This window comes from Microvirga mediterraneensis (assembly GCF_013520865.1).
GTDB lineage: Bacteria > Pseudomonadota > Alphaproteobacteria > Rhizobiales > Beijerinckiaceae > Microvirga > Microvirga mediterraneensis.
Genome location: NZ_JACDXJ010000001.1, coordinates 3010924 through 3025377, shown reverse-complemented (window position 1 = coordinate 3025377; position 14454 = coordinate 3010924). Strand labels below are relative to the sequence as shown.

Sequence of the window (14454 nt, the reverse complement as noted above, 5' to 3'; positions counted from 1 at the left end):
CATCCCTTTCGCGGGCTCTAGAGCCGCGTCGCTTCAGCATAGGTCGGAATGAGCTGCCGTGTCACTTGCCGGGCCTCCTGGTCGATTCCGAGGGCCTCCGCCACGGTCGCCGGTGCGGAGATCCGTCTTCCCAAGAAAGTGGAGCAGACGCGCTCAACCATCTCTGAGATATCATAGAATCTGATATGACCTGCCATATAGGCTTCAACGGCGATCTCATTGGCGGCATTCAGGATGGTGGGCATTGCCCCCCCGGCCCTGAGTGCCGCCCTAGCCAGAGATAGGCACGGAAACCGCTCTTCGTCAGGCCGCTCGAAGCTTAATCGTCCGATCGCGGCAAGATCGAGACGGGGCAGGTCCATCGTCAGGCGCCCCTTGTCGCGCAAGGCGTTGGCGATCGGGACCTTCATATCCGGAAGGGCAAGCCCGGCCGTAACGGCACCATCGCTCCACTGCACGAGGCCATGGACGATCGCCTCCGGGTGAACGAGAACGTCGAGCCGCCCCTCCTCGAGGTCGAACAGGTGATGCGCCTCGATCAGCTCGAGGCCCTTGTTCATCAAAGTGGCCGAGTCGATGTTGATCTTCGATCCCATCGACCAGACCGGATGAGCCGATGCCTCCTTGGCACTGGCTTTCGCGATGTCCTCCCTCGTCCAGGAGCGGAAGGGGCCGCCGGACGCGGTTATCACCGCCTTTTCCACATCCCTGCCGAGGCCCGCCGCAAGAGCATGATCCAGGGCGTTATGCTCGGAATCCACCGGCATGACCACGACGCCCAAGCGGCGGGCATCGGCCATGAAGGCGGCGCCCGCGCTGACGAGGCTTTCCTTGTTGGCGAGAGCGATCCGACGTCCCGGCTTCAACGCCGCATGGGTCGGAGCCAGACCGGCCGTGCCGCTGATGGCGGCCAGGACGATGTCGCTATCCCGCTCAGCCGCTTCGAGTACAGCGGATTGCCCCGCACCGTTCCCGATTCCGGTCCCGGACAGGGCTTCCCTCAGCGCCTCGCCGCCTCGCTCGTCGGCCAAAGCGGCGAACCGGGCCCCCAGCATCCGGGCGACCTTCGCCAGAGCAGCGGCATCACGCCCGCCGACGACGGCCTGAACGCGAAACTCGTCCCGATGGGCCAGAACGACGTCAGCCGTCGAGCGGCCGATCGAACCGGTGGCTCCGAGAATCGTAAGGGATCGGGTCATCAAAGCCTATGGAATGAAATGAATCGTCGAAAGAACGGCCGCAACGATGAGACAGACGGCCCAAAAGCCATCCAGACGATCCATCACGCCGCCATGGCCAGGGATAAGATGGCTCGAATCCTTGACGTTGCAATGGCGCTTGAGAGCCGACTCACCGAGATCTCCGATCTGGCTCGCGACCGATGCGACAACGGAAAGCACGGCCGTGCCAAGAAGGCCGAAGGGCAGGTTCAGACCATAATTCTGCCCCGCCCAGGCGACCAGCACCCCGCCCAGGGCCGCGGCAACGACGCCGCCTATGAATCCTGACCAGGTCTTCTTCGGGCTGATCGGCGGACAGAGTTTCGGGCCGCCGAACGTCCGCCCCGTGAAATACGCGGCGATATCCGTGGCCCATACGACGGCGAACATCCACAGAAGACCCAGAATGCCGAGTTCGGGGTGGTCGCGCACAATCGGCGGAACGAGAATGATCGGCAATGCGTAGAGGAAGCCCGATGCAGACCAGATTCTGCTGGCGGCGCCGCGCGTCAGGAGCGTGCCCGCGGCCAGGAAGAACAGCCCCGCAGCAAGGAAGAGGACTGTCCTCGCTTCGGACAGGAAAAGAGTGGTCAGAACCCCAAGGCCGATCGCGAGGACGCCTTGGACCGGCAGACGCGGCTCCACGCCCGTCATACGGGTCCATTCGATCATGATGGCGATGCCGGCCGCCAACCAGAACAGGGCGAAGGGCCACCCGCCCCAATAAGCCGTCAGCAGAGCTATGGCGACCATGACGAGTGCGGACAGAACCCGTGCCGTCAGTTCCTTGGATGGGGCCGGCTTGGAGATGGGTGGCGAACTGGAGTCTTGGTCCGAGACCATCATCAGCCTGCCCGGGCGCTCAGGCCGCCGAACCTGCGGTCACGCCTGACATATTCGTCAATGGCCGACTTGAATGCAGCCTCGTCGAAATCCGGCCAGAAGCACGGCAGGAAAACGAATTCGGAATAAGCGGTCTGCCACGTAAGGAAGTTCGACACCCTCTGCTCGCCCGAGGTCCTGATCACAAGATCCGGATCGGGAATATCACGGGTATCGAGGGCCATCCCAATCATAGCCATATCGATATCGGCCGGGTCGAGCGCCCCTTCCTTCCCCCTGCGCGCAAGAGCCCGCCCGGCGCTCACGTTTCCCGGGCGCCCGCCATAATTGAATGCGATGACGAGCGTCAGGCCTGTATTGGACCGGGTGAGATGCTCCGCCTCATCAAGCAGCAGGCGGATGTCGGATGCCAACCCTTCGCGCTCGCCGATGATCCGGACCCGGATATTGTTGGCGTGAAGCTCGGCCAGATCGTGCCTGACGAAACGCTTGAGCAGGCCCATGAGGTAGGACACCTCATCGGCGGGTCTGCGCCAGTTCTCGGCTGAGAAGCTGTAAACCGTCAGGTATCCGATGCCGAGATCCGTCGCGGTCCGCACCGCACGGCGGATTGCCTCGATCCCCTTCCGATGCCCTTCGAACCGGGGCAGCCCTTTCTGAGCGGCCCAGCGTCCGTTTCCATCCATGATGATGGCAACATGGCTTGGCATCCCCTCGCCCGCCTCTTGCTGTGCGAGGATGGGGGCCGACCGCTTGGCTTCGCCGCTCATATTTCCGTCCCGATGCGCGTCTGAGGATCAAACGTGCATGATTTCCTTTTCCTTGGTCACCAGAAGGGTATCGATCTCGGCTACGAACTGATCGGTGGCCTTCTGAACCTGGTCCGCGTGACGCTTGCCGTCATCCTCGCTGATCGCGCTGTCCTTCTCAAGCTTCTTGAGGAGGTCGAGGCCGTCGCGTCGCACATGGCGGACGGCGATCTTCGCTTCCTCGGCGTATTTGTGGGCGACCTTCACCATCTCCTTGCGGCGCTGCTCGTTCATCTCAGGGATGCGGAGGCGGATCACCTGACCCTCAGTCTGGGGGTTGAGACCGAGGTCCGACTCCCGGATCGCCTTCTCCACGGCGGCGACCATGCCCCGGTCCCATACCTGGACGCTCAGGAGGCGAGGCTCCGGAACGTTGATCGTGGCAACCTGGGTGATCGGCATCATGGAGCCATAGGCGTCGATCTGGATGGGATCGAGAAGGTTCGGGGAGGCGCGCCCGGTGCGAAGGCTAGCCAGGTCATTCTTGAAAGCGTTGATGGCGCCCTGCATGCGGCGCTTCACATCGGCGAGATCAAAGGTCGTGGCCATCAGAATTTGTCCTTACGCGAACTAGTTAAAACGGGCTTACGCTTCCCAGGGTCCAGCATCAAGGCCCTTGGATCAAGGGGCGACGACCGTCGAGGGCACTTTCCCCTGGAGAAGAGCGGTCACGGAGCTCGGAGCGTGCACGGAACCGACGATGATGGAGAGCTTGCTCTCTCGCGCCAGGGCGAAGGCCGCGGTGTCCATGACCTTCAGGTCCTTGGCGATGGCCTCATCATGGGTCAGGCGGTCGAATCGGATCGCAGACGGGTCTTTCTTCGGGTCGGCCGAGTAGACGCCGTCCACCTGCGTCGCCTTCAGGACCGCATCGCAACGCAGCTCGGCGGCACGCAGGACGGCAGCGGTGTCGGTTGTGAAGAAGGGGTTGCCGGTACCGCCCGCCAGGACCACGACCTGCCCCTTGTCGAGGTGGTGGAGAGCCGGCTGGCGGGCATAGGTCTCGCAGATCGTCGGCATGGAAACCGCCGACATGGTGCGGGCAGGTACGCCCGCCGCATTGAGGGCGGTCTCGACGGCAAGCGAATTCATGACGGTGCCGAGCATTCCCATCGAGTCCGCCGTGGGGCGATCGATCCAGCCGGCGGCGCTCATGCGGGCGCCCCGGATGATGTTGCCGCCGCCGATGACGACGGCGATCTCGAAGCCGGCCCTCGTCGCCTGGGCCAGATCTTCCGCCAGAGAGGACAGGATCTGAGTATCGAGCCAGTAGCCGTCGGGAGCCATCAAGGCCTCACCGGAAAGCTTCACCAGGATGCGCCGGAACGTTGCCATCATCAGACCTTTCTTTTCGAGACCTCTCATGAAAACGGCGGCTGAAGAGCCGCCGTTTTGCTGGGTTCGATTTAGGCCTTGAGACCGGCCTGGGCAGCTACTTCGGCCGCGAAGTCCGGAGCCTCCTCCTTCTCGATGCCCTCACCGAGGGCGTAGCGGACGAAGGCCTTGAGAGTCACCGGCTTGCCGGCCCTGGACTCGGCTTCCTTGAGAACCTGGGTCACGGTCTTGGAGGGATCGTGAACGAAGGGCTGCTCCAGGAGGGTGACTTCCTTGAAGTAGCTCTTCAGGCCGCTCTCGATGATCTTCTGCATGACGTGATCCGGCTTGCCGGCATTCTTGTCGCGCAGGATGGCGCTCTCGCGCTCGACGGTCGCCTGATCGACGCCCGACGCATCGAGGGCCACCGGGTTGGTGGCGGCCACGTGCATGGCGATCTGACGGCCGAGGGTGCTGAGCGCATCGACATCGCCCTCGGACTCGAGCGCCACAAGGACACCGATCTTGCCGAGGCCTTCGCTGACGGCGTTATGCACGTAGGAGGCGATCACGCCTTTAGAAACTTCGAGCTTGGCGATACGGCGGAGAGTCATGTTCTCGCCGATGGTGGCGATGAGCTCCTGCAGACGGTCCTTCACGGTCGTGGAAGAGCCCGGGAAGGTGGCGGCTTCGAGCGACTCGATGGTGCCGTTGCCCATCAGGCCGATCTTGGCGGCTTCGCGCACGAAGGCCTGGAACTGGTCGTTGCGGGCAACGAAGTCCGTTTCGGAGTTGACCTCGAGGATCGTTGCCGTGTGGCCGGAGGACTCGACGGCCACGAGGCCCTCGGCCGCCACGCGACCGGCCTTCTTGGCGGCCTTCGACAGGCCCTTCTTGCGGAGCCAGTCGATCGCGGCCTCCATGTCGCCGTTGGTCTCGGCGAGGGCGGCCTTGCAGTCCATCATGCCGGCGCTGGTCGTCTCACGCAGCTCTTTCACCATCGCAGCGGTAATGTTCGCCATGGCTTTTCCTTTCAAAGGTTCACGCATAGAGGGAGCCCGGCGCTCATGGAACGCCGGGCTCGATCATTCGTTCAAGCGGCGCTGCATCCTGCGGCGCCGTAAGGCTTACGCAGCAGCGGCTTCGATCATCGGGCGGGCCTGGTTGACCCAGCGGTCACGCTCGAGGCGGCCGTTCAGCTTCAGGTCCTTGTCGAGCTGGGCGACATCGCCCGCCTGCATGGCGGCCAGCTGCCAGTAATGGAAGATGCCGGCCTCGTTGAGCTTCTTCTCGAGCTGCGGGCCGACGCCGTTCAGCTTGGTCAGATCGTCGGGAGCGCCGCGGGGAGCGGCCAGACGCTCGAACTGCTCGCCTTCGTAGGCGGCAACAGCCGTGTCATTCGCCGGAAGCTCTTCGGTCATCGGGTTCTCGGACTCGCCGATATCGATGCCCATGGCGCCGGCGCCACGGGAGATACCGTCGAGAGCCGCGCGGGCGATCAGGTCGCAGTAGAGCGCGATCGCACGGCCGGCGTCGTCATTGGCCGGAACCGGGAAGGTGATGCCGTCCGGGTCGCAGTTCGTATCGACAATGGCAGCCACCGGGATGCCGAGGCGCTTGGCCTCCTGGATCGCCAGCTGCTCCTTGTTGGTGTCGATGACGAAGATCAGGTCGGGCGTGCCGCCCATGTCCTTGATGCCGCCGAGGGCGCGCTCGAGCTTTTCCTTCTCACGAGCGAGCATCAGACGCTCCTTCTTCGTGAGGCCCTGGCCGCCGCCGGCGAGAATCTCGTCCACCTTGCGCAGGCGGGAGATGGAGCCGGAGATCGTTTTCCAGTTGGTCAGCATGCCGCCGAGCCAACGGGAGTTGACGTAGTACTGGGCCGAACGCTTGGCAGCTTCGGCAACCGCGTCGGAAGCCTGACGCTTCGTGCCGACGAAGAGCACGCGACCGCCCTTGGCCACCGTGTCGCTGACGGCCTGGAGGGCGCGGTGCAGCATCGGAACCGTCTGGGCGAGGTCGATGATATGGATGTTGTTGCGGGTGCCGAAGATGTACTGACCCATCTTCGGGTTCCAACGGTGGGCCTGGTGGCCAAAGTGAGCGCCAGCCTCAAGCAGGCTGCGCATCGAGAAATCGGGAAGCGCCATAGTCTTTTCTCCGGTTAAGCCTCCGCGGAACAGTGGACCGGCCCTGCCGGCCACCGGGATACCTCATGGACTTATGAGGTTGATTCCGCGTGTGGGATAGGCGCGCATATAGGGGTAAAGCGGCTGGAATGCAAGCTCGCTCTCAGCGCCCTCAGAATCGGAGACTATAAACAGCCTAAAGGGGCATCCTGATAACTTATAACTAGGTTGATCCGAAAACTATCGGCCGATCAGCCAAATCGCACTTAAGGATAGCTTTCCTAAGCCCCTCCAGTCGCTTCGCTATCAGATGACTCACGATCACCCCGTTGCAACTGAAACCAGATGCTTCCAAGAATAATGGGCGTGATAATGATTGGCACAGACAAATGGAATGTCTTACGCCCCGTAAACTCCAGTTCTTTGGCTACAAGCAGCAGGAGAAAAATATTTGGGATCGATGACGCTGCAAATAACATTAAAAGCCTGAAGCTAGGCCGACTATTAGATTGCATATTTTGTCGAGGCCGCGATAAGCCGAAAGCACCCCAAATTCCAACCCCAAAAGCAAGCACGTAGATCAAGAAAGATATTATTATAAATAATAAGGCATCAGCTGCAAAGAATGGGAATTCATTTTCAATGCTCTTCAACTCTCCAATAATCAGAGACCATAAGATTTCACCGAATTCCTGAAACCATATGATGATCAAAAACGCGAGAAGACCGGCAACCTTCCGAAAAATTGATCCACGTATTGAAGCCACTATTAGTCCCCTAGTACTATAATATATGTTATTATGTTACTAATCTATGGCAAATACGTCAATCCATCACGTATAGGATGCCCGACTTGATTATGGAGCATAAGGCATCTCTTCCCAAAGGCCTCAGTTCACATGGACGTCCACGACCCCTGGCACGGCGCGAAGCGCTCCGGCGATCTGAGGGGTGGCCATGTACTTGCCGGGAAGCTTGACCTCGACCTCCCGGTCGCCGTCGTCGAGGATGAGGACGAGGGACACCTCCCCCTCGCCCCTGGCCTTAAGCCGTTCATAGACGCTCGTGATCGGCCGTTCGTCGCGCAGGAAAATCCGCATGCTCTTCTGATGCTTAGCGACGGCCTCGTCCAACGGCTCGGCCATGCCGATGCGCGCCCTCACCTCTTCGCCTTCGAGTCCGGCCTGGAGCATCAGGACCACGGCTGAACCGGGCTCCAGGACCTCGCGCAGGCGCTGCAGCCCTTCGGAGAAGATGATGGCTTCGAATTGCCCGGTCTGATCCGATAGGGTCAGAATGCCCATCTTGTTGCCGGTCTTGGTCCGGCGCTCCTGCCTGTCGAGGAGGGTGGCGGCGACCCGCCCCACGGAGTTGCCTGCCTTTACCGAACGGCAGAACTCCATCCAGGTCTGGACGCGCAGCTTCTTGAGGAGGTCGCCGTACTCGTCGAGCGGGTGGCCCGAGAGGAAGAACCCGATGGCGTCGTATTCGCGCTGCAGCCTCTCGGCGGAGGGCCAGGGCTCGTAGGGTCCGATACGCAGCTGCACGCCGGCCGCCGCGACCCCGCCGAACATGTCCATCATACCGCCATTGGCCGCCTCGTGCGACTGCTGGGCGAGGCTCATCATGGCGTCGATGGACGCGCAGGCCTTCGCGCGGTCCGGCTCCAGCTCGTCGAAGGCGCCGGCAGCGATGAGATTTTCGAGCGTGCGCTTGTTGATGGCTTTCGGATTGATGCGACGAGCGAAGTCGGCAAGATCCTTGAAGGGCTCATCGCCCCTCGCCTCGACCACCGCCTCGATGGCCTGCCGACCGACGCCCTTCACGGCCGCGAGGGCATAGAGAATCTGCCCCTTGCCTTCCTGGTCGTACTTCACGTCGAAGACCACTCCGGAGCGGTTGATCGAGGGCGGAATGACCTTGAAGCCGAGGCGCTGGGCCTCGCGGCGGAATTCCGAGAGCTTGTCGGTGTTGTCGAGATCGAGCGTCATCGATGCGGCAAGGAACTCGACCGCATGATTGGCTTTGAGGTACGCCGTCTGGAACGCGACCAGCGCGTAGGCTGCCGCGTGGCTCTTGTTGAAACCGTAATCGGCGAACTTGGCGAGCAGGTCGAAGATCTCGTTCGACTTCGCCTTGTCGAGGCCGCCCTCCTTCGCGCCGGAGACGAAGCGCTCGCGCTGCGCGTCCATTTCGGCCTTGATCTTCTTACCCATGGCGCGGCGCAGAAGGTCGGCGTCACCGAGCGAGTACCCGGAGAGGACCTTCGCCACCTCCATCACCTGCTCCTGGTACACGATGATGCCGAACGTCTCGCGAAGGATCGGCTCCAGCTTGTCGTGAGGATACCAATCCTTCTTATTATGCTCGTCCTTTCCGAGCTTGCGCGCGCAATAGACCGGGATGTTCGCCATCGGGCCCGGACGGTAGAGCGCCACGAGGGCGATGATGTCCTCGAAGCGGTCGGTCTCCATTTCGACGAGGGCTTTCCGCATGCCCGCCGATTCCACCTGGAACACGCCGACCGTCTCGCCGCGCTGGAGCATCTCGTAAGTCTTGCGGTCGTCGAGCGGCAGGGCCGAGAGATCGACCTCGATTCCCTTGCGCCGGATGAGATCCACCGCCGTGCGCAGAACGGTCAGCGTCTTCAGGCCCAGGAAGTCGAACTTCACAAGGCCCGCCTGCTCGACCCATTTCATGTTGAACTGGGTCACGCGCATTCCGGTCTTCGGGTCTCGGTAGAGCGGCACCAGTTCCTGAAGCGGACGGTCGCCGATCACCACGCCGGCCGCGTGGGTCGAGGCGTGCCGGTGCAAACCTTCGAGCTTCTGCGCGATGTCGAGCATGCGCTTGACGACCGGCTCCTCGTCGATGGCCGCCTGCAGCTTCGGCTCGCCCTCGATGGCCTGCGCGAGCGTCACCGGGTTCGCCGGGTTCTGCGGCACGAGCTTGGTGAGCTTGTCGACCTGGCCATATGGCATTTCGAGCACGCGGCCGACGTCGCGGATCACGCCGCGGGCGAGCAGCGTACCGAATGTGATGATCTGAGCGACCTGCTCCTCGCCGTAGCGCTGCTGCACGTACTCGATGACGCGCTCGCGTCCCTCGACGCAGAAGTCGATGTCGAAGTCCGGCATCGAGACGCGTTCCGGGTTGAGGAAGCGTTCGAAGAGCAGGGCGAACCGCAGGGGATCGAGATCGGTAATGGTGAGCGCATAGGCCACCAACGAGCCCGCACCCGAGCCGCGGCCGGGGCCGACCGGAATGTTGTGATCCTTCGCCCACTTGATGAAATCCGCCACGATGAGGAAGTAGCCCGGAAACTTCATGTTCCGGATGATGCCGATCTCATAGGCGAGCCGGTCGCGGTAATCCTGTTCGGTCAGGCCCGGCGCGGGGCCATGGGCGGCGAGGCGCTTCTCCAGCCCCTCCTCCGCCTGCCGTTTCAACTCCTCACCCTCGTCCAGCGCGGCGGCGTCCGGACCCGTACCGAAGTTCGGCAGGATGGGCTTGCGGGTTCTCACGCGCGTGGCGCAGCGCATGGCGATCTCGACGCTCGCCTGCAGCGCATCCGGCAGATCCGCGAACAGCTCCATCATCTGCTGCCGGGTCTTGAAATGATGCTCCGGCGACAGACGGCGGCGGTCTGGATTGGAGACGATCTGCCCTTCGGCGATCGCGAGCAACGCGTCGTGCGCCTCGTAGTCCTTCGCTGAGGAGAAGAAGGGTTCGTTTGCCGCCACGATGGGCAGTCCGTTGCGGTCCGCCAGCGCAAGCAGCTCGCCTTCGATCAGACGCTCGTCCTCGAGGCCATGGCGCTGGATCTCGACATAGAGCTGATGACCGAACGCGTTCTTCAGCAGGTCGAGCCGCGCCTGCGCCAGATCCTGGCGCGCGCCGTTGCGCAGGGCGCAATCGAGCGGACCCGAGAAACCTCCCGTCAGGGCGATCAGCCCCTCGCTGTGAGCCGAGAGCACCGGCGCCATCACGCGCGGATCCTCGCCCAGCGGCACACCGAAATAGGCGTGGCTCACGAGGCGCATGAGGTTGCGGTAGCCCTCCTCGTTCTGCGCGAGCAGCACGATGTTCGACGGCTGCGGCACCACGCGGGCAACCGGATCCGGCTCCTCGAAGCAGACGGACAGCTGAACGCCTGCGATGGGCTGGATGCCGGAACCCGCCAGCTTCTCGGAGAATTCGAGGGCGCCGAAGAGGTTGTTGGTGTCGGTGAGCGCCAGGGCCGGCTGCTTGTCCGCTGCTGCGAGTTTGGCCAGTTGCGCGACCTTCAGCGCCCCCTCGAGCAACGAATACGAGGAATGGACATGCAGATGGACGAAACCGATGTCGTGAAGAATGCGCGCCATGAAACTCTACTCAGAAAACGGCACGCATAGTGGCACGATTCTTTTCTAAGAAAGGATTGAAGGATTTCCTTCCTGTGAATCCACAGGATCACCTGTGGACGGCTGCTATCAAGCGATGGGAGAAAGGACCAGAGCCCAGATTGCCACGGCGGAGCCGAACATTGCCAGCGACGCGATTTCAGCGGTGGTCTCAAGGATGAAGCGAAGCATGGTGTTTTTCTCCGTGTTCCCAATATGTTCATATTTGTTCATTGGATGTTCTGTGTAAAGCCTGTGCAGGGTCCGGGCTCGGGACGGAGTCAACGGAACGTTAAGATGCGCAGACGCGCGGCTTCGCGAGCGCCGAACGCACTTTCGCAGGCTCAATCTTGATGTGAGGCCTTTACGGCAGCTGGACGATCAGCCCATCTCGGATCGTTACGCGCCGGTCCATCCGAGCCGCGAGATCCAGGTTGTGCGTGGCGATCAAGGCCGCGAGCTTCGATGCGCGTACGATGGCGACAAGCGTCTGAAAGACGCGGTCCGCCGTGTTGGGATCGAGATTGCCGGTCGGCTCGTCGGCTAGGAGCAAACGCGGCGCATTGGCGACGGCACGGGCGATGGCGACGCGCTGCTGTTCGCCGCCGGAGAGTTCGCCGGGGCGATGGTCGAGGCGCTTGCCCAACCCTAGGAATGTCAGGAGCTGCGTCCCGCGATCCTGCGCTTCCGCCTTGGACAACCCACGGATGAGCTGCGGAATCACCACGTTCTCAAGAGCCGAGAACTCCGGCAACAGGTGGTGAAACTGGTACACGAAGCCGAGTTCCTCGCGCCGGATACGGGTGCGCTCCTGATCGTTCATGGCAGCGGTCTGCTTAGAACCGACGAACACCTCGCCGCCGTCTGGCCGCTCGAGCAGGCCCGCCAGATGGAGCAGGGTCGACTTGCCCGTGCCGGACGGGGCGATGAGCGCCACGATCTCGCCCGGCCAGATCGCGAGATCGGCACCTCGCAGCACTTCGAGGAAGCTGTCCCCTTGCGGGTAACGGCGTTCGACCTTGGAAAGGTATAGGGCGGGTTGGGCTTGAGTCGGCGACATGCTCATCCGTAACGCAACGCTTCGACGGGATCGAGCTTCGCGGCCCGCCAGGAGGGATACAGGGTCGCCAGGAGCGACAGAACCATGGCCATGATGAGGATCGTCGCCACTTCCGTGGGGTTCACCTCGGCCGGCAACCGGCTCAGGAAGTAGAGCTCAGCCGGGAAGAGATTTGTGTTCGTCAGGCGGGAAATGACGTCTCGGATCGTCTCGACATTGAGCGCCAGCAGAAGCCCCAGACCGAATCCGGCAATGGTGCCGACGATGCCGATCGAGGCACCCGTGATTAGGAAGACCCGCATGATGGCGCCGCGTGTCGCCCCCATGGTGCGCAAGATCGCGATGTCCTCCGACTTGTCCTTCACGAGCATGATGAGGCCGGAAATGATGTTGAGCGCCGCCACCAGCACGATCAGCGTGAGGATGAGGAACATGACGTTCCGCTCCACTTCGAGCGCGCCGAAGAACGTTCGGTTGCGCTGGCGCCAGTCGGTCATAAGGATCGGGCGCCCCGCCGCCTCGTCGATGGCGACGCGCGCTTCGTCGACCCGGTCGGCGTTGTCGAGATAGACCTCGATGAGCTGCACGTCGTTCTGGCGGTTGAAGTAATTCTGCGCCTCGGTCAGCGGCATGAACACGAAGGTGGAATCGAACTCCGACATGCCGATCTCGAAGATCGCCTTGACGGGATACCCCTTCACCCTCGGCGCCGTACCGAAAGGCGTCGAGGCGCCGCGCGGCGTGATGATCGTCAGCGTATCGCCGGCCTGGAGCGAAAGCGCGTCAGCGAGACGGCGGCCGATGGCGACCCCCTCGCCGTCCTCGAAGTTCTCCAGCGTACCCTGGCGCAGATTGCCGGCGATATGGTCGATCTTGCGCAGATCCTCCGCCCGGATGCCGCGCACGAGGATACCGCTGCCGTTGTACTGGGAGGAGCCGAAGGCCTGCCCCTCCACGAGCGGGATCGCCCTCTTGACACCCGGCACCACCGCGATGCGGGCCGCGACCTCGGGATAGTCGGTGAGCGGGCTCTCGAGCGGCGCCACGAAGATATGGCCGTTGATGCCGACGATCTTGTCGAGCAATTCCTTTCGGAAGCCGTTCATGACCGAGAGCACCACGATCAACGTGGCGACGCCGAGCATGATGCCGAGGAAGGAGAAACCCGCAATGACCGAGACGAAACCCTCCCGCCGCCGCGTGCGCAGGTAGCGCCCGGCGAGCATCCACTCGAAGAGCGAAAAGGGCTTCGTCCCCGTCGGGGCCGTCTTGACGTCTCTTTCCTTGGCCATAACCGCCTATTTGCGCGTGGTGAGCCGGGCGAGCACGTCCTCGAGCGCAAGGTGCTCGCGCTCTCCGGTCGCGCGATTCTTCAATTCCACCTTGCCCTCGGCAAGCCCCTTCGGGCCGATCAGGACCTGCCACGGAACGCCGATCAGATCGGCAGTGGCGAACTTGCCGCCGGGACGCTCGTCCCGGTCGTCATAGAGGACGTCGCGCCCCGCAGCACCCAGTTCGCGATAAAGGCGCTCCGAGGCAGCGTCGGTCGCAGCGTCGCCGACTTTCAGGTTCAGGATCGCCACGTCGAAGGGAGCGACCGCTTCCGGCCAGATGATGCCGTTCTCGTCGTGGCTCGCCTCGATGATGGCGGCGATCAGGCGGCTCGGGCCGATGCCGTAGGAGCCCATATGGACCGGCGTCTCCTGCCCATCCGGCCCCATGACCTTCGCGCCCATGGGCTCGGAATACTTCGTGCCGAAGTAGAAGATGTGACCCACTTCGATGCCGCGGGCGGACATCTTCTTGTCCTCCGAGACCGCGTTGAAGGCTGCTTCGTCGTGCATCTCGGACGTGGCGGCGTAGAGCGAGGTCCATTTGTCGACGGTGCTCTGAAGACCGGCAATGTCGTCGAAATTCGTATCGGCCGCGGGGATGTCGAAGTTCAGGTAATCCGCATGGCAGAAGACCTCGCTCTCGCCCGTCGAGGCCAGGATGATGAACTCGTGGCTCAGGTTTCCGCCAATGGGGCCCGTATCGGCGCGCATCGGGATCGCCTTCAGACCCATGCGGGCGAAGGTGCGAAGATAGGCCACGAACATCTTGTTGTAGGAATGCACGGCGCCCGCTTGATCCAAGTCGAAGGAATAGGCGTCCTTCATCAGGAACTCGCGCGAGCGCATGACGCCGAAGCGCGGCCGCACCTCGTCGCGGAACTTCCACTGGATATGGTACAGGTTCAGCGGCAGATCCTTGTAGGAGCGCACATAGCCCCGGAAGATCTCCGTCACCATCTCCTCGTTGGTCGGCCCGAAGAGCATCTCGCGCTCGTGCCGGTCCTGGATGCGCAGCATCTCCTTGCCGTAGGCGTCGTAACGGCCGGATTCCCGCCACAGGTCGGCGGACTGGATCGTAGGCATGAGAAGCTCGACGGCGCCGGAGCGGTTCTGTTCCTCGCGGACGATGGCATTGACCTTGTTGAGCACCTTCAAGCCTAGCGGCAGCCAGGCATAAATCCCGGCCGATTCCTGGCGGATCATGCCGGCGCGCAGCATCAGGCGGTGAGACACGATCTCCGCCTCTTTCGGCGTCTCACGGAGAATGGGGAGGAAGTAGCGGCTCAAACGCATGGGACGCCTTTAGGTCTCGAACGAATATGGAATAGGTAGCGACTCGCTTCCAGCACACAACACAGGCACC

Annotated in this window: 13 protein-coding genes; all 13 read right to left on the bottom strand. The window is 62.6% G+C overall.

Annotated elements, in window-relative coordinates; all coding sequences use genetic code 11:
* Positions 1–17 precede the first annotated feature (17 nt).
* Positions 18–1199, bottom strand: a complete 1182-nt coding sequence (gene dxr, locus H0S73_RS14320) for a 1-deoxy-D-xylulose-5-phosphate reductoisomerase (RefSeq protein WP_181052785.1) — start codon at positions 1197–1199, stop codon at positions 18–20.
* 6 nt (positions 1200–1205) lie between these two features.
* Positions 1206–2063 carry a phosphatidate cytidylyltransferase gene (locus H0S73_RS14315; RefSeq protein WP_181054346.1) on the bottom strand — a complete coding sequence of 286 codons (858 nt, stop codon included), beginning with the start codon at positions 2061–2063 and terminating at the stop codon, positions 1206–1208.
* A 2-nt stretch (positions 2064–2065) separates the two neighbouring features.
* Entirely contained in the window at positions 2066–2833 is a 768-nt protein-coding gene (locus tag H0S73_RS14310) for an isoprenyl transferase (RefSeq protein ID WP_181052784.1), read from the bottom strand.
* Between the two features lie 27 nt (positions 2834–2860).
* Complete coding sequence (frr, locus tag H0S73_RS14305) at positions 2861–3421, bottom strand: ribosome recycling factor (RefSeq protein WP_181052783.1); 561 nt, start codon at positions 3419–3421, stop codon at positions 2861–2863.
* A gap of 72 nt (positions 3422–3493) precedes the next feature.
* Positions 3494–4207, bottom strand: a complete 714-nt coding sequence (gene pyrH, locus H0S73_RS14300; RefSeq protein WP_410055108.1) for a UMP kinase — start codon at positions 4205–4207, stop codon at positions 3494–3496.
* A gap of 71 nt (positions 4208–4278) precedes the next feature.
* A complete protein-coding gene (gene tsf / locus H0S73_RS14295) occupies positions 4279–5208 on the bottom strand; it encodes a translation elongation factor Ts (RefSeq protein ID WP_181052781.1) in 930 nt (309 codons plus the stop codon).
* 105 nt (positions 5209–5313) lie between these two features.
* Positions 5314–6336, bottom strand: coding sequence for a 30S ribosomal protein S2 (locus H0S73_RS14290; protein ID WP_181052780.1), 1023 nt, complete (start codon positions 6334–6336; stop codon positions 5314–5316).
* A gap of 260 nt (positions 6337–6596) precedes the next feature.
* Positions 6597–7082: a hypothetical protein gene (locus tag H0S73_RS14285; RefSeq protein ID WP_181052779.1), complete on the bottom strand. Its 486-nt coding sequence runs from the start codon at positions 7080–7082 to the stop codon at positions 6597–6599.
* 123 nt (positions 7083–7205) lie between these two features.
* A complete protein-coding gene (gene dnaE, locus H0S73_RS14280; RefSeq protein WP_181052778.1) occupies positions 7206–10679 on the bottom strand; it encodes a DNA polymerase III subunit alpha in 3474 nt (1157 codons plus the stop codon).
* A gap of 108 nt (positions 10680–10787) precedes the next feature.
* A complete protein-coding gene (locus tag H0S73_RS14275) occupies positions 10788–10931 on the bottom strand; it encodes a hypothetical protein (protein WP_181052777.1) in 144 nt (47 codons plus the stop codon).
* Between the two features lie 130 nt (positions 10932–11061).
* Positions 11062–11757 carry an ABC transporter ATP-binding protein gene (locus H0S73_RS14270; protein ID WP_114943812.1) on the bottom strand — a complete coding sequence of 232 codons (696 nt, stop codon included), beginning with the start codon at positions 11755–11757 and terminating at the stop codon, positions 11062–11064.
* Between the two features lie 2 nt (positions 11758–11759).
* Positions 11760–13049 carry a lipoprotein-releasing ABC transporter permease subunit gene (locus H0S73_RS14265; protein WP_181052776.1) on the bottom strand — a complete coding sequence of 430 codons (1290 nt, stop codon included), beginning with the start codon at positions 13047–13049 and terminating at the stop codon, positions 11760–11762.
* 6 nt (positions 13050–13055) lie between these two features.
* Positions 13056–14384 carry a proline--tRNA ligase gene (gene proS / locus H0S73_RS14260; RefSeq protein WP_181052775.1) on the bottom strand — a complete coding sequence of 443 codons (1329 nt, stop codon included), beginning with the start codon at positions 14382–14384 and terminating at the stop codon, positions 13056–13058.
* Positions 14385–14454: the final 70 nt, after the last annotated feature.